The sequence below is a fragment of the Phreatobacter sp. genome (assembly GCF_051860605.1).
Lineage (GTDB): Bacteria > Pseudomonadota > Alphaproteobacteria > Rhizobiales > Phreatobacteraceae > Phreatobacter.
This window is the reverse complement of record NZ_JBHYDR010000005.1, coordinates 164,559-190,067: the sequence shown is the minus strand read 5'-3', so window position 1 is coordinate 190,067 and position 25,509 is coordinate 164,559. Positions and strand designations below refer to the sequence as shown.

Annotated in this window: 26 protein-coding genes; 11 read left to right on the top strand and 15 right to left on the bottom strand. The window is 68.5% G+C overall.

Annotation, left to right across the window (positions count from 1 at the left end):
* Positions 1–6: 6 nt before the first annotated feature.
* A complete protein-coding gene (locus ACTIFS_RS10780) occupies positions 7–300 on the bottom strand; it encodes a hypothetical protein (RefSeq protein WP_439574090.1) in 294 nt (97 codons plus the stop codon).
* Between the two features lie 212 nt (positions 301–512).
* Here ACTIFS_RS10780 and ACTIFS_RS10775 point away from each other — a divergent pair, with 212 nt between their 5' ends.
* Positions 513–1,133: a LuxR C-terminal-related transcriptional regulator gene (locus ACTIFS_RS10775; RefSeq protein WP_439574089.1), complete on the top strand. Its 621-nt coding sequence runs from the start codon at positions 513–515 to the stop codon at positions 1,131–1,133.
* Here the strand turns inward: ACTIFS_RS10775 and ACTIFS_RS10770 are convergent.
* Together ACTIFS_RS10770 and ACTIFS_RS10765 are read right to left on the bottom strand one after the other, a co-directional pair.
* Positions 1,126–2,463, bottom strand: coding sequence for an ATP-binding response regulator (locus ACTIFS_RS10770; protein ID WP_439574088.1), 1,338 nt, complete (start codon positions 2,461–2,463; stop codon positions 1,126–1,128). The two genes, ACTIFS_RS10775 and ACTIFS_RS10770, sit on opposite strands and share 8 nt — an antisense overlap.
* A gap of 584 nt (positions 2,464–3,047) precedes the next feature.
* On the bottom strand, positions 3,048–4,157 hold the full coding sequence (locus ACTIFS_RS10765) for a site-2 protease family protein (protein WP_439574264.1): 1,110 nt from the start codon (positions 4,155–4,157) through the stop codon (positions 3,048–3,050).
* A gap of 238 nt (positions 4,158–4,395) precedes the next feature.
* Here ACTIFS_RS10765 and ACTIFS_RS10760 point away from each other — a divergent pair, with 238 nt between their 5' ends.
* The 4 genes from ACTIFS_RS10760 (at position 4,396) to sfsA (ending at position 7,894) form a co-directional block, all read left to right on the top strand.
* Positions 4,396–4,899: a hypothetical protein gene (locus ACTIFS_RS10760; protein ID WP_439574087.1), complete on the top strand. Its 504-nt coding sequence runs from the start codon at positions 4,396–4,398 to the stop codon at positions 4,897–4,899.
* 218 nt (positions 4,900–5,117) lie between these two features.
* A complete protein-coding gene (locus ACTIFS_RS10755) occupies positions 5,118–6,389 on the top strand; it encodes an OpgC family protein (protein WP_439574086.1) in 1,272 nt (423 codons plus the stop codon).
* Positions 6,390–6,451: 62 nt separating this feature from the next.
* Positions 6,452–7,165, top strand: coding sequence for a sterol desaturase family protein (locus ACTIFS_RS10750; RefSeq protein ID WP_439574085.1), 714 nt, complete (start codon positions 6,452–6,454; stop codon positions 7,163–7,165).
* A gap of 15 nt (positions 7,166–7,180) precedes the next feature.
* A complete protein-coding gene (gene sfsA, locus ACTIFS_RS10745) occupies positions 7,181–7,894 on the top strand; it encodes a DNA/RNA nuclease SfsA (RefSeq protein WP_439574084.1) in 714 nt (237 codons plus the stop codon).
* A 10-nt stretch (positions 7,895–7,904) separates the two neighbouring features.
* Here sfsA and ACTIFS_RS10740 read toward each other — a convergent pair whose 3' ends face one another.
* The gene (locus tag ACTIFS_RS10740; RefSeq protein WP_439574083.1) at positions 7,905–8,117 is read right to left on the bottom strand and encodes an alkylphosphonate utilization protein; all 213 of its coding nucleotides are present in this window, start codon (positions 8,115–8,117) and stop codon (positions 7,905–7,907) included.
* A gap of 1 nt (position 8,118) precedes the next feature.
* Complete coding sequence (locus ACTIFS_RS10735) at positions 8,119–9,183, bottom strand: lysine-2,3-aminomutase-like protein (RefSeq protein WP_439574082.1); 1,065 nt, start codon at positions 9,181–9,183, stop codon at positions 8,119–8,121.
* Positions 9,184–9,416: 233 nt separating this feature from the next.
* Between ACTIFS_RS10735 and ACTIFS_RS10730 the strand changes: the two genes are divergently transcribed.
* Entirely contained in the window at positions 9,417–11,030 is a 1,614-nt protein-coding gene (locus tag ACTIFS_RS10730; protein ID WP_439574081.1) for a phosphoenolpyruvate carboxykinase, read from the top strand.
* Between the two features lie 266 nt (positions 11,031–11,296).
* Here ACTIFS_RS10730 and ACTIFS_RS10725 read toward each other — a convergent pair whose 3' ends face one another.
* Positions 11,297–12,160: a tetratricopeptide repeat protein gene (locus ACTIFS_RS10725; protein ID WP_439574080.1), complete on the bottom strand. Its 864-nt coding sequence runs from the start codon at positions 12,158–12,160 to the stop codon at positions 11,297–11,299.
* Between the two features lie 82 nt (positions 12,161–12,242).
* A complete protein-coding gene (locus tag ACTIFS_RS10720) occupies positions 12,243–13,604 on the bottom strand; it encodes a flavin monoamine oxidase family protein (RefSeq protein WP_439574079.1) in 1,362 nt (453 codons plus the stop codon).
* A 164-nt stretch (positions 13,605–13,768) separates the two neighbouring features.
* Here ACTIFS_RS10720 and ACTIFS_RS10715 point away from each other — a divergent pair, with 164 nt between their 5' ends.
* Positions 13,769–14,599: a lipo-like protein gene (locus ACTIFS_RS10715; protein ID WP_439574078.1), complete on the top strand. Its 831-nt coding sequence runs from the start codon at positions 13,769–13,771 to the stop codon at positions 14,597–14,599.
* Between the two features lie 10 nt (positions 14,600–14,609).
* Here ACTIFS_RS10715 and ACTIFS_RS10710 read toward each other — a convergent pair whose 3' ends face one another.
* Genes ACTIFS_RS10710 through ACTIFS_RS10700 form a run of 3 tightly spaced genes read right to left on the bottom strand, consistent with a single transcriptional unit; the run spans position 14,610 to position 17,288 of the window.
* Entirely contained in the window at positions 14,610–15,272 is a 663-nt protein-coding gene (locus tag ACTIFS_RS10710) for an RraA family protein (protein WP_439574077.1), read from the bottom strand.
* 46 nt (positions 15,273–15,318) lie between these two features.
* Positions 15,319–16,080: an enoyl-CoA hydratase-related protein gene (locus ACTIFS_RS10705; RefSeq protein ID WP_439574076.1), complete on the bottom strand. Its 762-nt coding sequence runs from the start codon at positions 16,078–16,080 to the stop codon at positions 15,319–15,321.
* Positions 16,077–17,288, bottom strand: a complete 1,212-nt coding sequence (locus ACTIFS_RS10700; RefSeq protein ID WP_439574075.1) for a CaiB/BaiF CoA transferase family protein — start codon at positions 17,286–17,288, stop codon at positions 16,077–16,079. Before ACTIFS_RS10700 ends, ACTIFS_RS10705 begins: the two co-directional genes overlap by 4 nt.
* Before the next feature lie 285 nt (positions 17,289–17,573).
* Here ACTIFS_RS10700 and trxA point away from each other — a divergent pair, with 285 nt between their 5' ends.
* Positions 17,574–18,497 carry a thioredoxin gene (trxA, locus tag ACTIFS_RS10695; RefSeq protein ID WP_439574263.1) on the top strand — a complete coding sequence of 308 codons (924 nt, stop codon included), beginning with the start codon at positions 17,574–17,576 and terminating at the stop codon, positions 18,495–18,497.
* Between the two features lie 5 nt (positions 18,498–18,502).
* Here trxA and tlpA read toward each other — a convergent pair whose 3' ends face one another.
* Complete coding sequence (tlpA, locus tag ACTIFS_RS10690) at positions 18,503–19,147, bottom strand: thiol:disulfide interchange protein TlpA (protein WP_439574074.1); 645 nt, start codon at positions 19,145–19,147, stop codon at positions 18,503–18,505.
* A gap of 32 nt (positions 19,148–19,179) precedes the next feature.
* Here tlpA and argH point away from each other — a divergent pair, with 32 nt between their 5' ends.
* Positions 19,180–20,577: an argininosuccinate lyase gene (argH, locus tag ACTIFS_RS10685; RefSeq protein WP_439574073.1), complete on the top strand. Its 1,398-nt coding sequence runs from the start codon at positions 19,180–19,182 to the stop codon at positions 20,575–20,577.
* Between the two features lie 369 nt (positions 20,578–20,946).
* Positions 20,947–21,216 carry a hypothetical protein gene (locus ACTIFS_RS10680; protein WP_439574072.1) on the top strand — a complete coding sequence of 90 codons (270 nt, stop codon included), beginning with the start codon at positions 20,947–20,949 and terminating at the stop codon, positions 21,214–21,216.
* Positions 21,217–21,283: 67 nt separating this feature from the next.
* On the opposite strand, the gene ACTIFS_RS10675 is transcribed toward ACTIFS_RS10680, so the two are convergent.
* The 3 genes from ACTIFS_RS10675 to ACTIFS_RS10665 form a co-directional block, all read right to left on the bottom strand.
* Entirely contained in the window at positions 21,284–22,519 is a 1,236-nt protein-coding gene (locus tag ACTIFS_RS10675) for an argininosuccinate synthase (RefSeq protein ID WP_439574071.1), read from the bottom strand.
* A 120-nt stretch (positions 22,520–22,639) separates the two neighbouring features.
* Positions 22,640–23,380, bottom strand: a complete 741-nt coding sequence (locus ACTIFS_RS10670) for a phosphatase PAP2 family protein (RefSeq protein WP_439574070.1) — start codon at positions 23,378–23,380, stop codon at positions 22,640–22,642.
* Between the two features lie 69 nt (positions 23,381–23,449).
* Positions 23,450–24,061: a septation protein A gene (locus ACTIFS_RS10665; RefSeq protein WP_439574069.1), complete on the bottom strand. Its 612-nt coding sequence runs from the start codon at positions 24,059–24,061 to the stop codon at positions 23,450–23,452.
* Positions 24,062–24,168: 107 nt separating this feature from the next.
* Here ACTIFS_RS10665 and ACTIFS_RS10660 point away from each other — a divergent pair, with 107 nt between their 5' ends.
* A complete protein-coding gene (locus ACTIFS_RS10660) occupies positions 24,169–24,867 on the top strand; it encodes a fumarylacetoacetate hydrolase family protein (protein ID WP_439574068.1) in 699 nt (232 codons plus the stop codon).
* Between the two features lie 63 nt (positions 24,868–24,930).
* Here ACTIFS_RS10660 and ACTIFS_RS10655 read toward each other — a convergent pair whose 3' ends face one another.
* Entirely contained in the window at positions 24,931–25,470 is a 540-nt protein-coding gene (locus ACTIFS_RS10655) for a YcxB family protein (protein ID WP_439574067.1), read from the bottom strand.
* Between the last annotated feature and the right edge of the window lie 39 nt (positions 25,471–25,509).

The window sequence follows — 25,509 nt, the reverse complement described above, 5'->3', positions numbered from 1 at the left end:
TGACAGCTACCAGTTGCAGGCCGCGCGCACGGCCGAATCGAAGGTATGGTGATCGCGTCCGCCAATGGCGTTGCCCCAGTAGCCTGGAGCAATTGCCCGGTAGTTCGGGCCGCGCGAGCGATAGTAGCGGTAGATGTAGTACTGATTGCGCTGGCACTGGACGATCGTGATGTCGGCGCGCTCGACATTGGGTGCCTGGGGCTGGTGGAACTCCCGCAGGATTCGGAAATTGTTCTGGGCGAGGGCCGGTACCGCGAGCGTGGCGAGAACCGCTACCACACCGATCGTTGAGATGCGCATATCTTTCACTCCCTCCGGCAAACCTCAATCGGGCTGGCGAGCCCTCTGTGGCTGGCACGAGTGTCCGGTCGGCGACCCGTCCGGGCAATTCGCACAGATGTGCTAGTTGACGTGTCTGACGGTGCCTGGATTGACTGACCCGACCCGTAGGCGCCCTGGACCGGATCGGATCGCCTTTTGCGGAAGAGAGACTCGCTGGAAGAGGCCCGCCGATGCCGGACCGCATCATCGTTGCCGACGATCATCCGATCTTCCGCGATGGTCTGCGCCGGATTGTCCAGCGCGCATCGCCCGAGGCCCATGTCTCGGAGGTGGGAACCTTCGACGACCTGCTGGATGCCATCGGACAAGGCGCACCGCCGCTGATGCTGGTGGTCGACCTCGTCTTTCCAGGCTTTTCCGGCGCCGACAGCGTGGCGCGATTGCGCAGCAATCTCCAGGACACTGCGCTGGTCGTTGTCTCGATGGTGGATGATCCGGACCAGATCGAGGCCGTGATGGACGCCGGAGCAAACGGCTTCCTGTCCAAAGCAATTCCGGCGGCGGACATTGCGGACGGCTTCGTCCAGATCATGGCGGGGGAGATCGTGCTGAGGACCGCGTCGGAACTCGGCATCGTCGGCGTCCGACAATCTCCCGCCATGCCGCTGTCGCCACGCCAGATGACGGTCCTGCGCCTCGTCGGACAGGGCCAGACGAACAAGCAGATCGCCCGTGAACTCGGCATATCACCCTTTACGGTGCGCGTTCACGTCTCTGGCTTGATGCGCGCGCTGCAGGTCAGCACTCGGGCCGGTGCCGTCAGCGTGGCTGCCGAGCGTGGCCTTATCTGACGTCGAGCGGTTCGATCCGGCTGTCGGCATGGAGTGATTGCAGCAGACTGCGCAGGCGCGCGGCGTTCAGCGGCTTGGACAGGACGTGAATGCCGCGTGCCCCCGGATCGGCGCGCAGCCGCTCGACATCCTGTCCGGTGACCACGATGGCCGGGAACGCGCGGTGCCAGCGTTTCTTGACCTCCGCGATATAGGCCAACCCGCTGCTTCGGCCCGAATTCTCGTCACAGAGGACCAGGTCGAAGTCGCGACCCGGGGCCCGGCTTTCGGTTTCGGGTACGATGTCCATCGGCAGCACGACGCAGCCCCAGCGGGCCAGCAGCCGGGTTGTTGCCAGCAGGACGGCGGGATCATCATCGATCACCAGGACGCGCAGGCCCTCCAGTTGGCGGGTGTAGCGGTCAGTTGGGCTTTCACGCGGGCGGGCGGGCGCGGGAGAAGCCCGCAACCCGCCGATCCTGAACCGCGTTCCTCGGCCTGGCCACGACCGCAGGGTAAGCACCAGCCCCATCATATGGGCAAGCCGCTGCACGATGGTCAGGCCAAGGCCAAGCCCCTCGATGGCGCCATTCTCACGCCCGGCCAGGCGCACGAACTCGTCGAAGACGCGAGCCTGATCCTCGGTACGGATGCCTCCGCCCGTATCGACGACATCGACGGCGATGCGGCCGCCGACATGCCTTGCGGCCACGAGAACCGTTCCTCCCGGCGCGTATTTGACAGCATTGGAAACCAGGTTCTGGAGCATATTGTGCAGCAGGGCGGGATCGGCATGGACCCAGAGCGGGCTTGGCCGGCTGCGCAGCCGGACGTTCTGCTCGCGCGCGGTTTCGCCAGCCTGCCTCAGAACATCGTCGATCAGATCCTGCAGCGGCAGATCGGATGGTGCGAGACGAATGCGGCCCACGTCCAGCGCCGACAGGTCGAGGAGCGAGCGGCACAGCAGGGCAAGCCCCTTCAGGGACCGGTCGATCTGCCCGAGGATTCCGCGATCCTCGGCGGACATCCCGGCGGTCTTGAGGCATTCGACGAACAGGCTGATCGCATGGATCGGCTGGCGGATGTCGTGACTGGCCTGGGCGAGGAAACGCAGCCGCGCGGACTGTGCCTCGGCCAGTTCGCCCGCCAGCGTCCGAAGCTGATCGTTCTGCTCTCCAAGTTGCTCGATGAGTACCGCCCGTTGCTCCAGAAAGCGCTGCATCAGGGCGGCTGCAACACTCAGCGACAGCGCGAACAGCAGCACCATGACCGCCATCGAGGCGCCTGCCACAGAGCCTTGAAGCCCATGGGCCAGGGCCAGCAGCGTCAGCGACAGCCAGATCGACGTCATGCAACTGGCCGGCCGGGTGAGTTGCGTGCCGACAGCCGCCAGAGCGGTCGCCCCGAGGATCATCGAATAATAGACCAGTGCCGTCTCCGGACCGGTTCGCAGTGCCAGGGCACCGACGCCCCAACCGAGGGCGGCAAGGCCGGTCAGCAGGAGGTGCGCCCGCCCATATAGCCTGGCGCGCTCCGGAGGCGGCAGGCGCCACGCATAGTCGAGCGCCAGCACGAACTGGAGGAGCGAAACCGAGATCATGATGATGAGCCAGAGACCCATCTCTGCCCGGGGGTATATCGCCGAGAGCAGGAAGAAGGTCAGTCCGACGACGGCGGCATGGACTGGCCAGGCCCAGCGGCCGACAAGGAACAGAATGTCGTGGTCCCATCCCGGGCGCAGTGACTGGGACGCGACGTCAGGGGCGAAGGACATGGGACATCAAGTCTGAACGGCAGCCCAGGGCCATTGGCCGGAACCCGTCGTGCCGCGCCTCGTCCATGAGACTGCCTCCGTTGAGGGATGAGACCCTGCGCGCCTTGCCCGTTGGGCGGGCGGGCAGCCTAGCGGAAGCCGTCCGGACCGGGCAAACGCAGCTAGCCCTCCCCGCCCCCGGTGCGGCGCCAGCCCCGCCGCGCCTCGTCGACCATCATGAACTCGGCGAGATTTTCCAGCGTGATGATGCCGACGACCCGCTCGTCGTCGTCGATCACGCCGACCAGCGGCGCGCCCTTCTGCTGCAGCAGCGCCACCGCCTGGTTCAGCGGCGCGCGCCGGTTGATCACCGGCAGATCGCGCTCCATCACCTCCACGACCGGCGTGGACGGCCCCTTGGCCGAGAGCGCACGGATCATCCCGTCCCGCGTCAGCACCCCGCGCAGGCGGCCGGCGCCGTCGGTGACCGGGAACTCCCGCTGCGAGGTGGCGATCAGCGCCTCGGTGGCTTCGCCAACGGTTGCGGCGGTATCGAGCGAGGTGAAGGAGGTGATGGTGGCCTGCCGGGTCGAGGCCTGCCGCGTCGCCTCCTCAAGCTCGACCGCATAGCTCTCGTGGCTGGCCGCGAGGAACACGAACAGCGCGATGAAGATCAGCAGCGGATTGCCGAACAGGCCGAGGAAGCCGAGGCCGAAGGCGACCGTCTGGCCGATGCCGGCGGCAATCCGGGTCGCGCGGGCGCGGTCGAGGCCCATGGACAGCACCGCCCGCAGCACGCGCCCGCCATCCATCGGGAAGGCCGGCAGCATGTTGAACAGGACCAGCACCACATTGACCACGGCAAGGCGCGTGGCGAAGTCCATGCGCTGGTCCTCCACCGCTGCCGCGAGCCGTTCGGTGGACAGGCTCGCCCCGAAGACCACGACAAGAAGGATCGCGATCACCACGTTCACGGCGGGGCCGGCAAGCGCGATCAGCAGTTCCTGTCCCGGCTTCTCGGGCATGCGCTCGATATTGGCGACACCGCCGATCGGCAGCAGCGTGATGTCGCGCGTGCCGATGCCGAAGGCGCGGGCGGTGAGCACATGGCCGTATTCGTGCAGGACGACGCAGGCGAACACCGACAGCACGAACAGCACCGCCGTGATGGCCGCCTCCTGCCCGCCGCGCATGCCGGCCGCAATGGCGAACCAGGCCACGAGCAGGAAGAAGGTGAGGTGGATGCGCAGCTCGGTCCCGGCGATCCGTCCCAGCGATATCGACCAACCCATCATGACCTGACGTCCCGTCCACGCTTCCCGACCTTCGGCGCCATCATGAAGCCGGCAGCGCGCATCAGCCAGCCTTGATCCACGACAAGGCGACCGGCTGCGATGCCTCTGCCGCGATCGCCCCGCCGCCGTAACGGCTGGCCGTGGACGCCCGAACTGCCATCCAGGACCCGCTGTGCCGGGCAGGACCGGGCGGCGTCGTGTCGATGCCGGACCGGTGATCTGGAGGGAGGCCGCCATGAGCATGACGACGACCACGATGGACAGTCCCGCCGCCCGCTTCGTGCCGACGGCACGGCAGGCCTGGCATCTCGTGCTGGGAGGCTTTGCCGCCACCGGCTTCTACGAGGTCTGGGCCAACTGGCCGACCCACCTGTTCGCAGGTTATCCGCTCGAGCCTCCCGCCCTGGTGAAGGCCCTGTTCCACCACCAGCTCGGCTGGGGCGTGGGCGATATCATGGCCAAGGCCCTGCATTACCTCACCGGCGTCGTGTTCTATCCGCTGGGCTACTGGCTGGTGACGCGGGTGAGCCCCTTCGGCCATCCGGCCGATGGCTGGATCTGGGGTGTCATCACCTATTTCATCGCGCTCGGCTTCTGGGCCCCGCTCGCCGGCCTGCCCTTCCTGCTGATCGGCGAGAACAACCCCCTGTCGTTCATGAGCCTGATCGGCCACGCGATCTTCGGCTATGTGCTGGCCGTGGTGTTCCAGGGCCTGGAGAGGGCCTCCCCCTCGCGCTGACGCCGCCGGCCGTTCACAACCCCGTGACAGCGTCCGCCGGACCGAAACGTCCGGCGGCCTGCCCGCGAAATCGGGATGACCACGGGAAGGCACCGGCGCCATGTCGCCGCTGCGCCAGTCACCGGTCGGAAGGAGCAGGCGACGATGCTGGCGGATGCCCATGGCAAGGCGACGAGCGAGGGCAGCCTTCCTGCCGCCGGCTCACCATGAGAGATGCCGTGATCGCCGCGACCCCCTCCGCCCCGAACGGGCAGGCGCCGCCGGCCGGGAACCGGTCCACCGGGCCGTCCGCGCCGGCGCGTCGGCCGCGCGACGAACGGCTCGACTTCTTCCGCGGCCTGACGATGTTCATCATCTTCATCGCCCATGCCGACCTCAATCCCTGGAACAACTGGATTCCGGCCCGCTTCGGCTTCTCCTCGGGTACCGAGCTCTTCGTCTTCTGCTCGGGCCTCGCCAGCGCGCTGGCCTTCGGCTCGATCTTCGTCAGGCAGGGCTTCGGGCTCGGGACGGCGCGCATCGCGCATCGCATCTGGCAGGTCTACTGGGCCCAGCTTGGCGTGGTCATGGCCGTCATCGGCCTGATGATCGCGGCCGGCCTTTTCTGGCCGGATCGCGGGCTCGATCTCGACCCCTTGCCGCAACTCCTCTCCGACCCGGCCACCGCGATCTTCGGCCTCGTCACGTTGCGCTGGCTCCCGCCCTATCTCGACATCCTGCCGATGTATCTGGTCATCCTGGCGCTGGTGCCGGTCGCGATGGGGCTGGCTGCCATCCATCGGCTGCTTCCGCTGGCGGCCGCGTTTGCGCTCCATGCCGCGGTCTGGATCACCGGCATCAATCTCGTCGGCTATCCGTGGACGGGCGCCGGCTGGTTCTTCAACCCTTTCGCCTGGCAGCTCGTCTTCTTCACCGGCTTTGCCATCGGCATGGGCTGGCTGCGCCCGCCGCCGCTGCGGGACCGGCGCGGGGTCATTGCGGCCGCAGTCATCGTGCTGCTGTCCGTCCCGGTGGCGTTCTGGGGCATCCGCACCCAGAGCCCGGTTCTCGAGGCGCTTCACGCCGCGATCCTGCCGGGCAACGAGAAGACCGACCTGCACTGGCTGCGCTATGTCCATTTCCTGGCGCTCGCCTATCTCGTCCTGTCGGCCATCGAACCCTGGCGCGACCGGCTGACCGTGGGTGCGGCAGCGATCATCGTGCGGGTCGGGCAGCAATCCCTCGCGACATTCCTGGCCAGCCTCGTGGCGGCGCGTGCCTCCGCCATCGTGTTCCAGCTGGCCGGCACGAGCCTTGCCGTCTCCACGATGGTGAACCTTGCCGGCATTGCCCTGGTCGTCGCCACGGCATTCGTGGTCGGCTGGTTCAAGTCGAGCCCATGGGCGAGGATGCCGCAAGGGTCCGGCGCGTCCCGCCTCACGCCCGACCGCACGAAAACCCTCAGCTCGACCGATACTCTCTCTTCCGGTCAATCGGCCATCCGACTATAAGGCTGGAGGAAGAGCGCGCAGCCTGCGGAACGGGCCGCGCCGCCGGCCCGACCAGACCCGCCATGCCCATCCTTGCCGAGATCCGAGCCCTTGCCGCCGACGCGCTGGCGGTCATGCGCCATCCCGACGCGCGCGGCGCGGTCGTCATCTATTCGGTGCTGTCGCTGGCCTTCTTCATCGGTGCGCTATGGACCGCCGGACTGGTGTGGACCCTGGTCGCGGCCGCCATCGGCATCGCGATTCTGCCGGTCGTGGAGTTCGTCACCCACAGATACGTGCTGCACCTGCTGGAACTGGCCCGCACGCCGCCGACCGCCGCGTTCTGGAACCGGGCCCACTATGCCCATCACATGGAACCGAGGGACACGCGGGTCATTCTCGCCCATCCGGCGAGCGCGGTCCTGCTGATCGCCGTGGTGGCCAGCATCGTCTGGTTCATCGGCCTCGCACCGGTCGCGCCGCTCGTTGCCGTCGGCTTTGCGCTGTTCGCCTTCTACGAGATCGTCCATTTCGCCTGCCACATGGATGGCGAGACGCGCTCGGCCTATTTCACGCGGCGGCGGCAGGAACATGCCCTGCACCACTATGTCGACGAGAACCGCAACTACGGCATCACCACAGCCATTGCCGACCGGCTGTTCGGCACCCGCATCGTCGACAGGAAGACGCTGCAGCGCTCGCCGACCGTGCGCAACCTCGGCTATACGGGCGAATTCGCCGATCGCTACCCCTATTTGAAGCGCGACCGCGACCAGCCCCCCGGCGAACCGCGCTGACCCCGGCAGGACCGCATGCGCTTTCCCGCCCCGCTGGTCCCGGCCCGTCTGGTGCGTCGCTACAAGCGCTTCCTGGCCGACATGGTGCTGGAGAACGGGGAAGCGGTCACCGCCCATTGCGCCAATCCCGGCTCCATGCTCGGCCTGACGGCGGCAGGCAACCGGACATGGCTGTCGCGCTCGGCCGATCCGAAGCGCAAGCTGGCCTGGTCATGGGAACTGGCCGAGGTCGATTTCGGCCGCGGGCCGGAGATGGTGGGCATCAACACCGCCCATCCCAACCGCCTCGTCGAGGAGGCCGTCCGGGCCGGCACGATTCCCGAGCTTGCCGGCTACGGGAGCCTGAGGCGCGAGGTCGCCTATGGACGGGCGAGCCGGGTCGACATGGTGCTGGCCGGCGGCGGCAGGCCGGACTGCTATGTCGAGGTCAAGAATGTCCACCTGATGCGCCGTCCGGGCCTTGCCGAGTTTCCCGATTCGGTCACGGCCCGCGGGGCGCGGCATCTTGACGAGCTCGGCGCCATGGTCGAGGCCGGCCACCGGGCGGTGATGGTCTTCCTGATCCAGTATGGCGGGGCGGATCGCTTCGCGCTCGCCCGCGATCTCGACCCGGCCTATGGCAGGGCCTTCGACCTGGCCCGCGCGCGCGGCGTCGAAATGCTCGCCCGGGCCTGCCGCCTGACACCGCAGGAGATCGTGGTGGAGCGGGCGGTGGCAATCGCGGACTAGCGATCCGGCCTCAGGCCTTTTTCAGGAACTCGGTGCGCAGCACCAGACCCTTCACCTTGTCGACATTGCACTCGACTTCGGCCGGGTCGGCGGTCAGCCGGATCGCCTTCACCCGCGTGCCGCGCTTGAGCGTCACCGACGTGCCCTTGACCTTCAGGTCCTTGATCAGCGTGACGGCGTCGCCGTCCTTCAGCACCGCACCGTTCGAATCTCTCGCGTCCATGTCAGTCCTCGTGCCCTCGCGGCGGATAGGCGTGGCGGCCGCCGCGCCAGTCCGCGACCTCGCCGTCCCCGCCATAATCGGGCCCGACAGGGACCTTGCCCTCGCCGCCGGGGATGTCGAGCACATAGGTCGGCTGGGCAAGGCCCGAGAGCCGCCCGCGCAGGCCACGCATCAGCCTACGGCCCTCGGCAATCGGCAGGCGGAAATGACCGGTGCCGGGCGCAAGGTCGGGATGGTGCAGGTAATAGGGCTTCACGCGGCTGGCGAGGAAGGCGCGCATGAGGGCCTCCAGCGTCTCCGCATCGTCGTTGACGCCCCTCAGCAGCACCGACTGGCTGACCAGCGCGATGCCGGCATCGGCAAGCCGGGCGAGCGCGGCTTCCGCCCCGGCCGTGAACTCGCGCGGATGATTGGCGTGGACTGCGACATAGACCGCCTTGCCGGGCGCCCGCAGCGCGCGCGCGAAATCGGCGCTCACCCGGTCCGGCTCGACCATGGGCACGCGCGTATGCCAGCGGATGACCTTCACATGCGGGATGGCGGCCAGCGCCCGCGTCACCTGCCGGACCCGGCGGGCGGACAGGACAAAAGGATCGCCGCCGGTCAGGATCACCTCGAAGATGCCTGGATTGCCGGCAATATAGGCGACCGCGGCGGCCAGCTCCGGCTCGCCGAGGCTTCCCTTGCCCTTCGGCCCGACCATCTCGCGGCGGAAGCAGAAGCGGCAATAGACCGGACAGACATGGACGATCTTGAGCAGCACCCGGTCCGGATAGCGGTGGACGATGCCCGGCAGCGGCGAATGGGCCTCGTCGCCGATCGGATCGGCGCGCTCCTCCGGCCGGATGTCGAGCTCGCGGATGTCGGGGAGGAACTGGCGGGCCATGGCATCGTCCGGGTCGCCGGGCGCGATCAGCGCCGCGACGGCGGGCGTCACCGCCACCGCATAGCGGGCACCGACCTGCGCGGCCTCGTCCGCCCGGCCGGGCGCGATGAGCCCGGCCGCGACCAGGTCTGCGGCGGTCTTCAGGGTCCGGTCGCGGCCGGCCATGTCCTTGCGGTTCATGCCGCCTCTTGGTCCCTCGACGCGCCGAAGGCAAGCCCGCTCCGCCGCGTCCATTCACCCTCATCCCAAAGAATGGCACGGAAAAAGCGGCCCTGGCCGACGGGCGGACTTGCCGGCCAGGGACCTTTGGATTACGGGGTCCCTCTCGCTGCGACCCAGTTCCGGCGCCGATATTGCATGGCATTGGCAGGCGCGGGGCGCGCTGTCCTGAAGACTCTTGAGGGAGGCTTTCCTTGGCCGAGACCGGAACCTGGAACAAGGCGCATGGGGCGGAAGCCTTTGGCTTCACGGGACTGAAGGCCGTCCACTGGAACTATCTGGAACCGCAACTCGTCGAGGAGGCGGTGGCCCGCGGCGAGGCGAAGCTCTCCGCAGGCGGCCCGCTGGTCGCCGAGACCGGCCAGCACACGGGCCGCTCGCCGAAGGACAAGTTCGTCGTCCGCGACGCCACCACCGAGAACACGGTGTGGTGGGAGAACAACGGCGCCATCACGCCCCAGGCCTTCGATCTGCTCATGGCCGACATGCTGGAGCACGCGAAGGGCCGCGAGCTCTTCGCCCAGGACCTCCATGGCGGCGCCGATCCGGCGACCCGCATCAAGACGCGCGTCTTCACCGAATACGCCTGGCACAACCTGTTCATCCGCAACCTGCTGATCCGCCCGAAACGCGAGGATCTGGCCTCCTTCGTGCCGGACATGACCATCGTCGACCTGCCCTCGTTCAGGGCCGACCCGAAACGCTACGGCGTGCGCACCGAAACGGTGATCGCCTGCGACTTCACCCGCAAGATCGTGCTGATCGGCGGCACCTCCTATGCCGGCGAGATGAAGAAGAGCGTGTTCACCATGCTCAACTTCCTGCTGCCGCCGCAGAAGGTCATGCCGATGCACTGCTCGGCCAATGTCGGCCCCAACGGCGATGTCGCCGTGTTCTTCGGCCTCTCCGGCACCGGCAAGACCACGCTCTCGGCCGATGCCTCGCGCACGCTGATCGGCGACGACGAGCACGGCTGGGGCAAGGACGGCATCTTCAACTTCGAGGGCGGCTGCTACGCCAAGGCGATCAAGCTCTCCCGCGAGGCCGAGCCGGAGATCTATGCCACCTCCGAGCGCTTCGGCTCGGTGATGGAGAACGTGGTCATCGACCCGGTCAGCCGCATTCCGGATTTCGACGACGGCTCGAAGACCGAGAACACCCGCATCGCCTACCCGCTGCACTTCATCCCGAATGCCTCGGAAACCGGCCGCGCCGGCCATCCGAAGAACATCGTGATGCTGACCGCCGATGCCTTCGGCGTCATGCCGCCGATCGCCAAGCTGACCCCGGCCGAGGCGATGTATCACTTCCTCTCCGGCTTCACCGCCAAGGTCGCCGGCACCGAGAAGGGCGTCACCGAGCCGCAGCCGACCTTCTCCACCTGTTTCGGCGCGCCGTTCATGCCGCGCCATCCCTCCGAATACGGCAACCTGCTGCGCGAGTTGATCGCCAAGCACCATGTCGACTGCTGGCTGGTGAACACCGGCTGGACCGGCGGCAAGCACGGGGTCGGCCGGCGCATGCCCATCTCGATCACCCGCCTCTTGCTGCGGTCGGCGCTGGATGGCTCGCTCAACCGCGCGGACTTCCGCCGCGACCCCTATTTCGGCTTTGCGGTGCCCGCTTCCGTGCCCGGCGTTCCCCCGCACATGCTCTATCCGATCAAGACCTGGCGCGACAAAGCCGAGTTCGACACCACGGCCCGCCGGCTGGTGGAGATGTTCCAGGAGAATTTTGCCAAGTTCGAGCCCTATGTGGACGCCGACGTGAAGGCGGCCGCTCCCGCCGTGCGCCTCGCGGCCGAGTAAGCTTGCAGCCTGTCCGACTGAGAAGGCCCGGCCATCGCGCCGGGCCTTTTCGTTGGTGGTCCCGTTTTGCCGGTACTGCGCCCTGCTTCAGCCAGGTGCGTCCTTCGAGGCTCGCCCGCGCCTCGAAGGACGCAAGGTGCCCGATGCAGGACGGCTTGTCCATGGGAGCCGCGGCACGACGGTCGTCAATGAGACGCGAGGTCAGAGTTTCCCTCTCCGCGCGGAGCGCGGGGAGGGTTAAGGGTGGGGCATGAAAGCCGATTGGCTCACCCCCGCGGCGGGGCGGGAGCGGCGGGGGCCGACCCCCCTGCCTGCTGCGGCGCACCGGGCCGCCGGCGCTCGTTCTGGCGGATCTGCGCCCACGAGTTCTGCTGCGACAGCATCTGCCTGAGATAGGCGACGTTCTGCTCGGCCTCGGCGGGGGGAAGGTCCTTGCGGGCAATCTCCTCGGCCTCGCCAAACCGGCCCTGGAGGCCGACGACGAGGGCGAGGTTCTGGCGGATGCGCTGGTCGGCCTCCGGATGGGCGGCGGCCTGTCTCAGCACCTGCTCGGCCTGCGGCAGCTGTCGCGACAGCGCGTGCGACAGGCCGAGATTGGCCAGCACGGTCGGCTGGCCGGGCGAGATCCTCAGCGCGTGCTCGTAATGGCGCCGCGCCTCGTCCGGGCGGCCCATCTGGTCGAAGATCGAGCCCTGGACATTGACGATGCGCCAGTCTGGCTGGTCCGGCCGGTGCGCGCGACCGAGCACTTCGAGGGCCTGCTCGTGGCGGCCGATATCGGCCAGCGCCCGGCCATATTCGCCGAGCAGAGCCATGTTGGTCTGGTTGCGCACGGCCACGCGCTCCAGCACCGCCACCGCCTGCCCGGCCTGGCCGGTGGCGCGCAGGGCGCGGCCATAGCGCATGGCATTGGCGGCATCCTGCGGATTGGACTGGTAGCGGGTGGCGAGCGTGTTGATCTCGGTGCGGGCCTGCTGCTCGGTATAGCGGACGTTCGAGATCGAGCCGGTGACATCGCCGCCGCGCCGCGCCGATGTCTGGCATCCGCCCAGCGCGAGCGAGGCGACGGCAAGGCCGATCAGGACGGCCCGACGGGCGAGGACGGCAGGGGCGGCGGTGGCGACGGACATCAGCGAACTCCGGACGGCGGGGGGACCGATCCCCACCCCGGTCATAATCCGTTAACGTTAACGGTCCGTTGAGACGGCATGTTCAGCGCCGCCGCCGCTGGGGCGCGGCGGCCGGCTGCAGCCAGCCGAGCACCTGGCCCGCCGCCCGCTCGCCGGAGGCCCAGGCACCGCCCACCGTGCCCCACAGGCCCTCGTCGGTTGCCTCGCCGGCGATCACCAGCCGCTGGCCGACCGGCTCGGCGAGACGCAGCCTCTGCGGCGTGCTGCCCGGCCCCGCCACCGACCAGGCGCCGCGCACGAAGGGGTCCGTGGTCCAGGAGGTGACGTGCACGTCCTCCATCACCCGACGGGCCTGCGGGCCGAACTCGTTGCCGACGAACTCGGCGGCAAAGGCCTTCATCGCCGCCGGGCCGGCAGCGACCAGGTCGCGGGCGAAGCGCCCGCCGATGTCGAGATACCACCAGTCCGAGCCGGCGATGCGCGCCAGCGGCTTGGCGGTGGCCGCCGTATCGGCCTTGACCACGAACGGCTCATCCGGCTTGGCGCCCATCGGGTCGCCGGGCAGCCGGACGATGAGGTGTTCGTAGGCGCCGCAGGTCAGCTGCTGCACCGCCTCCTGCTGGCGGCGCGGCAGGGCCGGATGGAAGCGCAGGGCTCCCGAACCGAGCACGGCGGTCGAGACCGTGACGATGGCCGCGCGCGCCCTCACCGTGCCGGCCGGCGTTTCGACCGACACACCCCGCCCGGACCAGTCGATGCGCGTCACCGGCGTCGCCAGCCGCACCGGAAGGCCTTCGGCGAGCCGGGCGAGGATCGCGCCATAGCCCTGCCGGCAGAACAGGTCGCGCGTCTCCAGCGCGTTGTAGTAATCGACGCAGGAGATGTCGCCCACCTCCTTGCCGGAATCCCAGGCGCCCTTCAGGAACTCGACGGTCACCCGCCAGTCGCGCAGGTCGCGCGGCAGTGCCTCGGCCACCGAAATCTCGCGGCCGGCCTCGCCGGCCTCCAGGATCGCCCGCTGGGAGCGGCGCAGGGCCGAGGCGAAGGCCTCGCGCTCGCCCTCGCGCGGATCGCGCCCCTTGATGAGCAGGCGCGGCCGATCGGGGTCGTCATAGAGGTCGAAACCGGCCTGCCGGGCCAGCGGCACCAGCGGATTGTCCTCGGGTGCGTGGATCCAGTGAGCCCCGAGATCCATCGGCATGCCGAAATGGACATTGTCGGTGATGCAGCGTCCGCCGGTGCGGTCCTTGGCCTCCAGCACCGTCACCGACCGGCCGTCCGCGACCAGCCGGCGGGCGGCGGCGATACCGGCGGCACCTGCGCCGATCACCACCACGTCGACCTCGGCGGCGGGCGCCTGCTGGCGCGGCGCACCTCCCCGCTGGGCCAGCGCCTCGGCGGGGGCAAGCAGCGCGGAAGCGGCGAGCAGCCGGCGCCGTGTCATCAAGGGTCCGTTCATCCTGGTCGGCGAATCCCGATCATCCGTGACGCCTATCACAGCCCTGCGACAGCGTCGCGCGCCTGATGGCCCCGCCTGTGAACCGCTTGGCAACGGTTGGCGACAGACACTTGACCTCCAGGAGACGGGGGTCCCTGGGGAGGGACATCATGGGAGACCGCATTCTCGATGCCTTGGGGCGGCGCGTGGCCGCCATCCTCGACAAGCGCTCGCCCGGCTACGAGCCGACCACACCGAGCGACCCTGTGGCGCTGCGCGCCTCGCTGAGGCCCGGCGACGTGCTGCTGGTCGAGGGCGACACGCACATCTCGGCGGTCATCAAATATCTGACCCAGTCGACCTGGTCGCACGCGGCCATGTATGTCGGCCCCATCGAGGGCGCCTGCGAGCCGGACGGCGAGCCGCATGTCCTGGTCGAGGCCTATCTGGGCGTTGGCGTCATCTCCGCGCCGCTGTCGAAATATCGCGACTTCCACACCCGCATCTGCCGCCCGGTGGGCCTGACACCCGAGGACCAGACGCAGGTCTGCTGCTTCCTGATCGACCGTATCGGCCTCGACTACGACGTGAAGAACATCCTCGACATGATGCGCTTCCTCGTTCCCATGCCGATCCCGGTCCGCTGGCGGCGGCGGATGATCGCCTTCGGATCGGGCGACCCGACGCGCGCCATCTGCTCGACGCTGATCGCCCAGGCCTTCGAGTCGGTGCGCTATCCGATCCTGCCCAAGGTCGAGCGGAGCGCGAAGGACGGGGAGATGCGCGTCAGGGGCGAGGCTGCCCGGCGCGAGGTCCTGCACATCCGCCATCATTCGCTGTATGCCCCGCGCGATTTCGACATCTCGCCCTATTTCGCCATCGTCAAGCCGACGATCCAGCGCGGCTTCAACTACAAGAAGCTCAAATGGGGCGACACGCTGACCGATGGCGGGCCGTCCAGCGGCCATGCCGAGGCGCCGCCGCTGGACTCGGTGGCCTGACCGGCGCGCCCTAGAGAAGCCCGTGCTTCCTGAAAGCGTCGGCCAGCGTCATGCCGGCCTCGATATCGGCCCGCATCCGCCGCTCGCCGGTGATCTTGGCAAGCGCCGTGGACAGCACCGGCAGCGCCTGGCCGCGCGGAATCACCACCACGCCGTCGACATCGCCCACGATGATGTCGCCTGGCCGGATATCGGTCTCGCCGATCCGGATGGGCGCGTCCTTGGCCACCATCATGCCCCGGTGCTGGGTATCGGCCGGCGACAGCGCCGCAGTGAACACCGGAAAGCCCATGGCGCGGATGGCGGTGACATCGCGCACCGCGCCATCGGTCAGGAAGCCGGCGGCCTGCAGATGCCGCGCGCGGGTGGAGAGCAGTTCGCCCCATGGCCCGATGCGCGGATTGCCGGCCGTTGCCATGACGCAGACCTCGCCCGACTTCAGGTCGTCGACCAGCGCGATCTCGAGATCGTAGATGGTCTCGATCTTCTCCCAGATCGGGCGGTACGAGCCGGTGCGCGCCGGGCCGAACAGCACCGCGCCCTCGTCCACCGGGCGGATCGCGGCGGGCAGGATCTGGTGGTGAAGGCCGTGCTCGTCGAGGGCGTCCGAGACCGGGGCCGAAGCGATCAGCGGACGCGCCCGTGCGATGATGTCGTCGAAGTCGTCTGCCATGCCTGCCTCCCGGAAGCGGCCGGGTTCCGGCCCGGTCCTGCCGGCATCAGCTTGCCTTCTTCGCGAGGAAGTTCTCAACCCCCTCGCGGAAGGCGGGTCGGATGATCAGCCCGACCTGCGTCTCCCGCTCGGCATCGAGCTGGGCGGCAAGGCTGCTGGTCTCGGCCGCGTCCATCAGCCGCCGGATGCCGAAGAAGGCATCGGCCGAGCCGCCACCGAGGCGCACCGCCAGGGCCCGCGCCGTCGGCAGGCAGGCCTCGTCGTCGATGCAGGTCCACACAAGCCCCCATTCGGCGGCCGTCTCTGCGGGCAGCTTGTCGCCGAGCAGAGCCAGCGCCCGGGCCCGGGCCCGGCCGATGGCGCGCGGCAGGAACCAGGTCACGCCGAGATCGGGAACCAGGCCGAGCCTTGGCCCGAAGGTCAGCACGAAGGAGGCCGAGCGCGCCGCCACCGCAATGTCGCAGACCAGCGCCAGCCCGACGCCCGCGCCGGCGGCCACGCCGTTGATGGCGGCAACCGTCGGCTTCGGGAAGGTGTCGAGGGCGAGGATCAGCGGGTTGTAGAGATCGCGCATGGCGGCGTTGACGCTCTCGCCGGACGGCGCGATGCCGCTGGCAAGATCGGCGCCCGCGCAGAAGCCGCGCCCGGCGCCCGTCAGCACCAGCGCCTTCACTTCGGGATCGACCCGCGCCTCCTCGATGGCGGCAAGCGCAGTGGTCACCAGTTCCGTGTTGAAGGCATTGAGCCGGTCCGGGCGGTTCAGCGTCAGCGTCGCCAGCCCCTCGCTCACCTCGTAGGTCGTCGTCATGCCTCGATCCTCCCAGCGATGATGCCGGCATTGGCTGCCGTTTCGATGTCTGCCTGCGTGAACCCGGCCCGGCGCAGCACCGCGCCGCTGTCGGCACCGATCGCTCCCGAGGCCGGTGCGATGGCGCCAGGCGTGCCGGAGAAGCGCGGCGCCGGCCGCGGCATCGGCCCGTCATCGGAGGGGCCGAACGTGCCACGCGCCACATTGTGTGGATGGGCCTGCGCCTCGTTCATGTCCAGCACCGGAGCAAAGCACACGTCGGTGCCCTCCATCACCGCGCACCAGTCGTCGCGGGTCCGGGAGGCGAAGGTCGCGGTCAGCGCCGCCTTCAGGTCGGGCCACATGGCGGTGTCCCACTGATTGGCAAAGCGCGGATCGGTCAGCCCGGCGAGCTTCACGAGCGCGGCATAGAATCGCGGCTCCAGCGAGCCGATGGAGACATAGCCGCCGTCCTTCGTGCGATAGACGCCGTAGAAGGGCGCGCGACCGTCCAGCATGTTGGCCTCGCGCTCGACCTTCCACTGGCCGGCATTGACCATGCCGAAGATCATCGAGCCGAGCACGGCCGCGCCATCCACCATGGCGGCATCCACCACCTGCCCGCGCCCTGTCGTCCGTGCCGACAGGATGCCGGCCACCAGACCGAGCGCCAGCATCATGCCGCCGCCGCCGAAATCGGCCGCCAGATTGAGCGGCGGCACCGGCGGCCGGTCGGCCGGCCCGAGCGGCCAGAGCATGCCGGAGAGGGCGAGATAATTGACATCGTGGCCCGGAGCGGAGGCCAGCGGCCCCTCCTGCCCCCAGCCGGTCATGCGGCCATAGACGAGCCGCGGATTGGCGGCGAGGCACACATCCGGCCCGAGGCCGAGACGCTCCATGACGCCGGGGCGGAAGCCCTCGAACAGCGCGTCGGCGCCGGCCACCAGCTTCAGCACGAGATCGACGGCACCCGGCTTTTTGAGATCGACGGCGATGGATTTACGCCCACGTCCCAGCGCATCGCCCGCGCCCCACGGCACGGGGCCTGCCCGGTCGATGCGGATGACCTCGGCGCCCATATCGGCCAGCATCATGCCGCAGAACGGTCCGGGGCCGAGGCCCTGGAACTCGATCACCGTCACGCCGGCAAGTGGTCCGGTTCCTGCCACCCTGTCCTCCGGCCCGTCGGGGCAATCGTGGTGCTGCACATGCCGTGTCGCGCAAATCATGTCGCGACCATCGTGCCGGACCAGCGGAAACGCTAAAGACGGTCCCCCTCAAGTCAAGGGAGCCGGCCCCCGCCGTAAGGCCGATGCGAGGGGCACGCGACCCTTGGCGTGACCATTGGCGCGACCATTTCGGCGTTGCATTTTGAGCCCGAGCGGCCATCTATGCGGACGAACGAACCATGAGCGCGGGCCCTGCGGGTGGCTCGCAGGGAGACATTCATGAGCGGCAATGGCGGGGCGAAGATCGGCGGCCAGTTCGGTGCGTCCTATGGCGGCGGCTATGGCATGACGCCCCCGGCGGCATCCGCACCGGTGCCTCAGGCGGCAGGCGGCGGCGAGGACGGCCTGATCAAGGACACGACCACGCGCGACTTCGTCAGGGATGTGCTGGAGGAGTCGAAGAAGCAGCCTGTCATCGTCGATTTCTGGGCCCCCTGGTGCGGCCCCTGCAAGCAGCTCACCCCCGTGCTGGAGAAGGTGGTCCGCGCCTTCAAGGGCAAGGTCAAGCTGGTCAAGATGAACATCGACGACCACCCGCAGGTCGCCGGCCAGCTCGGCATCCAGTCGATCCCGGCCGTGTTCGCCTTCGACAAGGGCCAGGGCATCGACGGTTTCATGGGCGCCCTGCCCGAGAGCCAGGTGACGGCTTTCGTCGAGAAGCTTGCCGGGGGCGCGGCCAATCCCGACCTGACCGAGGCGCTGGCTGCGGCCGATGCCGCGCTCGTCGAGGGCGATGCGGCCGGCGCCGCGCAGATCTATTCGCAGATCCTCGGCGTCGAGCCCGACAACCTCCATGCGCTGGCCGGCCTTGCCCGCTGCGCCATCGAGACCGGCGAACTGGAACAGGCGAAGGCGCTTCTCGACCAGGTTCCGGCCGACAAGCAGACCGACAGGGCCGTGGTTGCCGCCCGTGCCGCGCTGGATCTGGCCGAACAGGCCGCCGATCTCGGGCCGATCCACGAGCTGGAGCAACGCCTCGTCGAGAACCCGGCCGACCATCAGGCCCGGTTCGACCTGGCGGTCGCCCTCAATGCCAAGGGCCAGCGGGAGGAGGCGACCGACCAGTTGCTCGACATCTTCAAGCGCGACCGCAACTGGAACGAGGACGGCGCCCGCAAGCAGCTCGTCCAGTTCTTCGAGGCCTGGGGGCCGATGGACGAGGCGACCATTGCCGGCCGCCGCAAGCTGTCCTCGCTGCTGTTCCGGTAAGGGCGTCAGCGCGCCGGCGCAGAGGTCCCGATAGCGGTGCGGACGAGGGCGAGGGCATCCTCGCTCGCCCATTCCGCGGGACCTGCCAGATAGCCGAGCTCGCAGCCCTTCGCGTCGATGACCAGCGTGGTCGGCATGCCGAAGGCCCGGCCGACCTTGCGCAGGTCCTGGAAGATCCTGGCCGAGTGGTCGTTGTAATGCGCCATATGGCGGATGCCGGTGTCGGTCAGCCAGGTGCGGGCCCGCTCGGGATTGCGCGTGTCGATATTCACCGCCACCACCTCGAAGCCCGGTCCGCCGAGCGTTTCCTGCAGCCGGTCGAGGGCGGGCATCTCGTGGCGGCACGGGGCACACCAGGTCGCCCATAGGTTGAGCAGCACCACCTTGCCGCGGAAATCGGCCAGCGTCACGGCGCGCCCGTCCGGTGTGTTGAAGGCAAGGTCCGGGGCCGGGGCCGGCCGTTCCGTCACCGTGAAGGCGGCCACCTCGCCGCGGGCATGCGGCGCCATGCGGGCCGAGACCTCCCGGGCGGCGGCGCAGGATGCGCTGGCCGGATTGCCTGCCATGCCTCCGGTCCAGTAGAAGGCCGCTGCGCCCGCCGCGAGACCGATCACGCCAGCAGCGATGACAAGTGTTGCAGCGCGCGCCAATTCCCTGATCTCCCTTGCCCGAGGACGAGACGATGACCGCAGCCGACCAAGCCGGCAACACCATGTGGGGCGGCCGCTATGCGTCCGGCCCTGCCGCCGTGATGGAGGACATCAACGTCTCGATCGACTTCGACAGGCGCCTGTATAGGCAGGACATCGCCGGCTCGAAAGCCCATGTCGCCATGCTGGCCGAACAAGGCATCGTGAGCCGCGATGACGAAGCTGCGATCACCAAGGGCCTCGACCAGGTGCTGGCGGAGATCGAGGGCGGCACCTTCGTCTTCAGGCGCAGCCTGGAAGACATCCACATGAACGTGGAGGCAAGGCTTGCGGAGATCATCGGCGCGCCGGCGGGCCGCCTGCACACGGCCCGCTCCCGCAACGACCAGGTGGCGACCGATTTCCGGCTCTGGGTGCGCGATGCCGCCGACGGCCTGGACGCCCAGCTGAAGGATCTCCAGACGGCGCTGGCCGAAAAGGCCCTCGCGGAGGCCGCGACCGTCATGCCCGGCTTCACCCATCTGCAGGTGGCCCAGCCGACGACCTTCGGCCATCACCTGATGGCCTATGTGGAGATGGTCGGGCGGGATCGAGGGCGGATCGCCGATGCCCGCAGGCGCCTCAACGAGAGCCCGCTGGGCGCCGCGGCGCTGTGCGGCACGTCCTTCCCGATCGACCGCCACATGACGGCGAAGGCGCTCGGCTTCGACCGTCCGACCGCCAATTCGCTGGATTCGGTCGCCGACCGCGACTTCGTCATGGAGGTGCTGGCGGCGGCGACGATCACGGCGGTGCACCTGTCGCGCCTCGCCGAGGAGATCGTCATCTGGTGCTCCTCGCCCTTCTCCTTCGTGAAGCTGTCGGATGCCTTCTCGACCGGCTCCTCGATCATGCCGCAGAAGCGCAATCCGGACGCCGCCGAACTGGTGCGCGCCAAGGTCGGCCGCATCCTCGGCGCCTTCAACGCCATCGTGGTCGTGCTGAAGGGCCTGCCGCTGACCTACCAGAAGGACATGCAGGAGGATAAGGAGCCGACCATGGACGCGCTCGCCTCGCTCTCGCTGGCGATCGCCGCCACCGCCGGCATGGTGCGCGACATTCAGGCTCAGAGCGCGACCATGAAGAAGGCGGCCGGCCAGGGCTATTCCACCGCCACGGACCTCGCCGACTGGTGCGTCCGGGCGCTCGGCATCCCGTTCCGCGAGAGCCACCACATCGCGGCAAGGGCGGTGGGGCTCGCATCGGAAAAGGGCGTGCCGCTGCACAGGCTCACCCTCGCCGACATGCAGTCGGTCGACGGGCGCATCACGGCGGACGTGTTCTCGGTGCTGTCGGTGGCGAAATCGGTGGCGAGCCGCGTCAGCTATGGCGGCACGGCGCCGAGGAATGTGCGGGCGCAGGCCAGGCGCTGGCTGAAGGCGCTGGGCTGAGGAGGCCTCGCCTTCGGGGAAGGGATGCCCTGCACCCATCCCGTGCGTCCTCATCCTGAGGTGCGAGCGAAGCGAGCCTCCAAGGACGCAAAGTCCGGACAGCGGCCAACAGCCTCACGCGGATTATTTTCTTTTCATATGACAATACGCCTTGACAACGTGACGATGGTTTGGTAGATTCCCGCTATGTTCGAAAACTGCGCCCGGCGGGGGAAACCCTGGCCGGGCGTCGTCGTTTTCAGTGTCCGCCAACGGCGTTCCACGGGAGGCACGAATGTTTGCGCTCGTCCTGAACCTTTTCGCCGCCTGCGGCCACCCATGGTCACTTCGCGGCCGATCGCCGCGGGGCCGGAACCAGGGAGGCGACCCATGCATGCTCAACGCGACATTCGAAAGTCGGCTCTCACCCTGCTTGCTGCCGCAGTTCTGTCGACGGCTGCCGGGTTCGCCTCCCAGGTTCACGCATCCCCGCTCGCAGCGGCCGCCCACCTTGCCGCCCCGTCGATCCGCACCATCGCCGAATATGGCACGCATGAGGGTGCCGGCACCGACGCCCACCGGTTGACCCGTCCGGCCAACCGCTTCCACGGCTTCGTCGGCCAGCCCGGCCCGAAGGCCGGCGCGGCCGTCGCCCGGTGAACAGCGCTCCGGCGGCATGAAAAAGGCCGGGTCGCCCCGGCCTTCGTCGTTCCGGTTTGCGGCCCGCTCAGAGCCCCAGCTTCTTCCTGCGCTGGGCGAGCGTGCGCAGGCGCAGCGCGTTCAGCTTGATGAAGCCCTCGGCGTCGCGATGGTCATAGGCCACCGCGCCCTCCTCGAAGGTCACCAGTTCCTTGTCGTAGAGCGAATAGGGGCTCTCGCGGCCGATGACGATCACATTGCCCTTGTAGAGCTTCAGCCGGACCGTGCCGGTCACGAACTGCTGCGACTTGTCGATGAGGAGCTGCAGCAGTTCGCGCTCCGGCGAGAACCAGAAGCCGTTATAGATGAGCTCGGCATATTTCGGCATGAGCTCGTCCTTCAGATGCGCCGCGCCGCGGTCGAGCGTGATGCTCTCGATGGCGCGATGGGCCATGGAGAGGATCGTGCCGCCGGGGGTCTCGTACATGCCGCGCGACTTCATGCCGACGAAGCGGTTCTCGACGAGGTCGAGGCGGCCGATGCCGTTGATTTTGCCGAGTTCGTTGAGCTTCGTGAGCAGCGTCGCCGGCGACAGTTCCTTGCCGTCGATGCCGACCGCATCGCCTTCCTTGAAGTCGATGCTGATGACGGTCGCCTTGTCGGGCGCGTTCTCCGGTCCGTCGGTGCGCGAATAGACGTAGTCGGGCACTTCCACGGCCGGGTCCTCGAGCACCATGCCCTCGGAGGAGGCGTGCAGCAGGTTGGCGTCCACCGAGAAGGGCGCCTCGTTGCGCTTGTTCTTGGCGATCGGGATCTGATGCGCCTCGGCGAACTCGATCAGCTTCGTGCGGCTCGACAGGTCCCATTCGCGCCAGGGCGCGATGATCGTGACATCGGGCTTCAGCGCGTAATAGGTCAGCTCGAAGCGGACCTGGTCGTTGCCCTTGCCGGTGGCGCCATGGGAGACGGCGTCGGCGCCGACGGCTTCCGCAATCTCGATCTGCCGCTTGGCGATCAAGGGGCGGGCGATCGAGGTGCCGAGCAGGTAGAGGCCCTCATACATCGCGTTGGCGCGAAACATCGGGAAGACGTAGTCCTTCACGAAAGTCTCGCGCAGGTCGTCCATGAAGATGTTTTCCGGCTTGATGCCGAGCAGCAGCGCCTTGTCGCGCGCCGGCCCCAGTTCCTCGCCCTGGCCGAGATCGGCGGTGAACGTCACCACCTCGCAGCCATAGGTGGTCTGCAGCCATTTCAGGATGATCGAGGTGTCGAGGCCGCCGGAATAGGCGAGGACGACTTTCTTGACGGATTTTTGCGCGGCCATGGGGGGTTTTCCGTGAGGGCGGGCGGGTCTGGCCGATCCGCATAAAGAAGCGCCGCGCGGGTGGCAAGCGAGGCGGCGCAAGGCGGGGCCGTCGGCGATGTGAATGACCTCGTCCAGGCGTCAGTCCGCCCGCCCGGTGAGCCGGCGCAGCGGCGCGCCGATGGCGGCCAGCCGGGCCGCGAGCACCACCTCGTCGGGCCCGCGGACGAAGACGAGCCGCCAGCCGAACACCACGATCAGCAGGGTGAGGAGCGTCGCGATCAGCGTATCGGACAGGAAATGCCCGCCGAAGCCGATCCTGAGGGCCGAGATCGCCGCCGTATAGACACCGGCCGCCGCCAGCGCCGCCGGCCTGACGGCCGGAGGGGCGAGCATGGCCGGGGCCACCAGCCACGCCGCTCCGGAGGATTCGCCGGAGACGAACGAGCAATTGGTCGTGCACGACCGCCCGTCGCCCGGCCGCCACCACGGCGTGAAGCTGCCCTGCCCGCCGAACTCGGCGACATGGACCGGACGGGCCCGCTCCCAGTGCTCCTTGAGGACGCCGTTGACGAGGATGACAGGGGCGGCGAGCACCGTCGCGGTCAGGAACAGCGCGGTCCGCGCGCGCATGAACTGGCGGGTACGGGGGGCGACGACATGCTGGATGAGCGAGACCAGTGCCGCCACGCCGATCGCGACCGTCGGCCACATGCTCACCTGGCGCAGGAACCGGGCCCAGCCGTGGTCGGCCAGCCAGAAGCCGCGCTCCGGCGCGAAGAACAGCCGGGCGACGGCGAGGTCGTCTTCCGGAAACACGGCGATCACGGCGATGGCGACGGCGAGCACGAAGGCGACGGCGATGAGGGCGGCGCGGAGCAAGGGGACCTTCCGGCTGGAGACCGGGCCTTCTACACGGGAACCGGCCGTGGCGGAACGACCGGGCTGCGGTCAGGGATTTTCCTGGCGCCCGCCGCTGGCATCGTGGCGCATGATCAGCGGCATCTGGGCGATGGCAAAGGCCATGGTCAGCGGCATGATGCCCCAGACCTTGAACGACACCCAGAAATCGGTCGTCTGGGTGCGCCAGACCACCTCGTTGATGGCGGCCAGCACGAAGAAGAACAGGCCCCATCGCCAGGTCAGCAGCCGCCAGCCCTCCTCCGTCAGGTCGAAGACGGAATCGAGCACGATCTTCAAAAGGTTGCGGCCGGTCAGCGCGCCCCAGATCAGCACAACGCCGAACAGCGTGTTGACGATGGTCGGCTTCAGCTTGATGAACAATTCGTCGTGCAGGATCAGGGTCAGCCCGCCGAACACGGTGACCACCACCGCCGAGACCAGCGGCATGACCGGCAGCTTGCGCACCAGCGTCCAGGTCACCGCCAGCGACACCAGCACGGCGGCGATGAACACGCCGGTCGCCATGAACAGCCGCTGGGCCGGCTCGACACCGAACCAGCGGTCGCCGTAGGAATTGACCAGGAAGAAGATGACCAGCGGCCCCATTTCGAGGGCCAGCTTCGGGAGGGGGGCGAGGTCCCGCTTTTCGGTATGCGACATGAGCCTCTGCGCCATGGACATTTGGTCGGGGGAGTTTAGCTTGCGCCGGTCCTCAACACCACTGTCGGCCGCGTTCCGGCCACGTGAAACGCCTGCGGAGCGCTGATTTGTCCTATGTCTTCGAGCCCGCCACCCGTCCGGCCCTGCCGGTCGTCGGCACCGACAAGCTCTTCCCCGTGCGCCGGGTCTATTGCGTCGGCCGCAACTATGCAGCCCATACGCGCGAGATGGGCGGTGACCCGACCCGCGAGCCGCCGTTCTTCTTCAACAAGGCGGCCGACGCCCTGCAGCCGGTTCCCCACGGCCAGACCGCCGACCACCCCTACCCGCCCAAGACCGCCAACTACCATTTCGAGCTGGAAATGGTCGTGGCGCTGTCCGGCGGCGGCAAGGATATCCCGGTCGAGAAGGCGCTCGACTGCGTGTTCGGCTATGCGGTCGGCCTCGACATGACCCGCCGCGACCTTCAGGACGAGGCCAAGGCGCTGAAGCGCCCGTGGGAACTCGGCAAGTCCTCCGACCTGTCGGGCCCGGTCGGCCCGCTCTATCCGGTCGCCATGGTCGGCCACAAGGGCAGCGGCCCGCTCTCGCTCTCCGTCGATGGCGTGGTGAAGCAGAAGGCGGACCTTGCCGACATGATCTGGTCGGTGGCCGAGCAGATCTCCTTCCTGTCGACCTATTTCGAGGTCTGCGCGGGCGACGTCATCTTTTCCGGCACGCCGGACGGCGTCGGCGCGGTGACGCGCGGCCAGACCATGGTTGCGACGGTCGATGGTCTCGGCGAGATCAGCCTGAAGGTGGTCTGACGGACTGCTTCCGCAAGCATCCTGACAGCATCATGACGCGGCTGCTCCGGCAGCCGCGTTTTTTCATCCGCGCACGGGCGGCTGCGGAAGACGCTCCGTAGCGAAGGCGAGGAAGCCCTCCCAGTCGCCGCCCGCCAGACCGCGACGGGGCAGCGGGATGGCCTCCAGCTTGCCGATGAACAGGAACAGGTGGTCGGCCGTGACCACGGCGTTCTTCAACCCGTTCCAGGCGACACGGCCGCTCCAGTCATCGACCGCCCATGAAACGCCGTCCGCGTCGACCGAGGCGGTCATCGGTCGGTTCGCTGCGGCATGGCGGGAATAGACCCAGCGGCCGACCACCTGGTCGAAGAAGAGATCGACCAGCGGAATGAACAGGACAAGCCCGACGATCCACTTGGCGACGTCCCATCGGAGATGGAGGCTCCAGTGAGCCGACAGCCCGCCGAGCCACCAGAGCGTTGCAAGGAACAGCACGGCGACGAAAGGATAGCGCAGCCAGCGGCCATGGCCGCGCAGAGGTCCCAGCCGCTGCCGCGCGCGGAGCAGCGCGCGATAGTCGGCGAAGGTCGAAACGCTTGCGAACCGGTAGGCGGCGTCCATGGCGCTGATGCACTCGCTGGGGTCGCGGCCGCATGGTCC

Bases quoted from the DNA above. Each gene is read 5' to 3' on its own strand.
- ACTIFS_RS10780 (WP_439574090.1), bottom strand. From the start codon at position 300: ATGCGCATCTCAACGATCGGTGTGGTAGCGGTTCTCGCCACGCTCGCG.
- ACTIFS_RS10775 (WP_439574089.1), top strand. From the start codon at position 513: ATGCCGGACCGCATCATCGTTGCCGACGATCATCCGATCTTCCGCGAT.
- ACTIFS_RS10770 (WP_439574088.1), bottom strand. From the start codon at position 2,463: ATGACGTCGATCTGGCTGTCGCTGACGCTGCTGGCCCTGGCCCATGGG.
- ACTIFS_RS10765 (WP_439574264.1), bottom strand. From the start codon at position 4,157: ATGGGTTGGTCGATATCGCTGGGACGGATCGCCGGGACCGAGCTGCGC.
- ACTIFS_RS10760 (WP_439574087.1), top strand. From the start codon at position 4,396: ATGAGCATGACGACGACCACGATGGACAGTCCCGCCGCCCGCTTCGTG.
- ACTIFS_RS10750 (WP_439574085.1), top strand. From the start codon at position 6,452: ATGCCCATCCTTGCCGAGATCCGAGCCCTTGCCGCCGACGCGCTGGCG.
- sfsA (WP_439574084.1), top strand. From the start codon at position 7,181: ATGCGCTTTCCCGCCCCGCTGGTCCCGGCCCGTCTGGTGCGTCGCTAC.
- ACTIFS_RS10740 (WP_439574083.1), bottom strand. From the start codon at position 8,117: ATGGACGCGAGAGATTCGAACGGTGCGGTGCTGAAGGACGGCGACGCC.
- ACTIFS_RS10735 (WP_439574082.1), bottom strand. From the start codon at position 9,183: ATGAACCGCAAGGACATGGCCGGCCGCGACCGGACCCTGAAGACCGCC.
- ACTIFS_RS10725 (WP_439574080.1), bottom strand. From the start codon at position 12,160: ATGTCCGTCGCCACCGCCGCCCCTGCCGTCCTCGCCCGTCGGGCCGTC.
- ACTIFS_RS10720 (WP_439574079.1), bottom strand. From the start codon at position 13,604: ATGACACGGCGCCGGCTGCTCGCCGCTTCCGCGCTGCTTGCCCCCGCC.
- ACTIFS_RS10715 (WP_439574078.1), top strand. From the start codon at position 13,769: ATGGGAGACCGCATTCTCGATGCCTTGGGGCGGCGCGTGGCCGCCATC.
- ACTIFS_RS10710 (WP_439574077.1), bottom strand. From the start codon at position 15,272: ATGGCAGACGACTTCGACGACATCATCGCACGGGCGCGTCCGCTGATC.
- ACTIFS_RS10705 (WP_439574076.1), bottom strand. From the start codon at position 16,080: ATGACGACGACCTACGAGGTGAGCGAGGGGCTGGCGACGCTGACGCTG.
- ACTIFS_RS10700 (WP_439574075.1), bottom strand. From the start codon at position 17,288: ATGATTTGCGCGACACGGCATGTGCAGCACCACGATTGCCCCGACGGG.
- trxA (WP_439574263.1), top strand. From the start codon at position 17,574: ATGACGCCCCCGGCGGCATCCGCACCGGTGCCTCAGGCGGCAGGCGGC.
- argH (WP_439574073.1), top strand. From the start codon at position 19,180: ATGACCGCAGCCGACCAAGCCGGCAACACCATGTGGGGCGGCCGCTAT.
- ACTIFS_RS10680 (WP_439574072.1), top strand. From the start codon at position 20,947: ATGCATGCTCAACGCGACATTCGAAAGTCGGCTCTCACCCTGCTTGCT.
- ACTIFS_RS10675 (WP_439574071.1), bottom strand. From the start codon at position 22,519: ATGGCCGCGCAAAAATCCGTCAAGAAAGTCGTCCTCGCCTATTCCGGC.
- ACTIFS_RS10665 (WP_439574069.1), bottom strand. From the start codon at position 24,061: ATGTCGCATACCGAAAAGCGGGACCTCGCCCCCCTCCCGAAGCTGGCC.
- ACTIFS_RS10655 (WP_439574067.1), bottom strand. From the start codon at position 25,470: ATGGACGCCGCCTACCGGTTCGCAAGCGTTTCGACCTTCGCCGACTAT.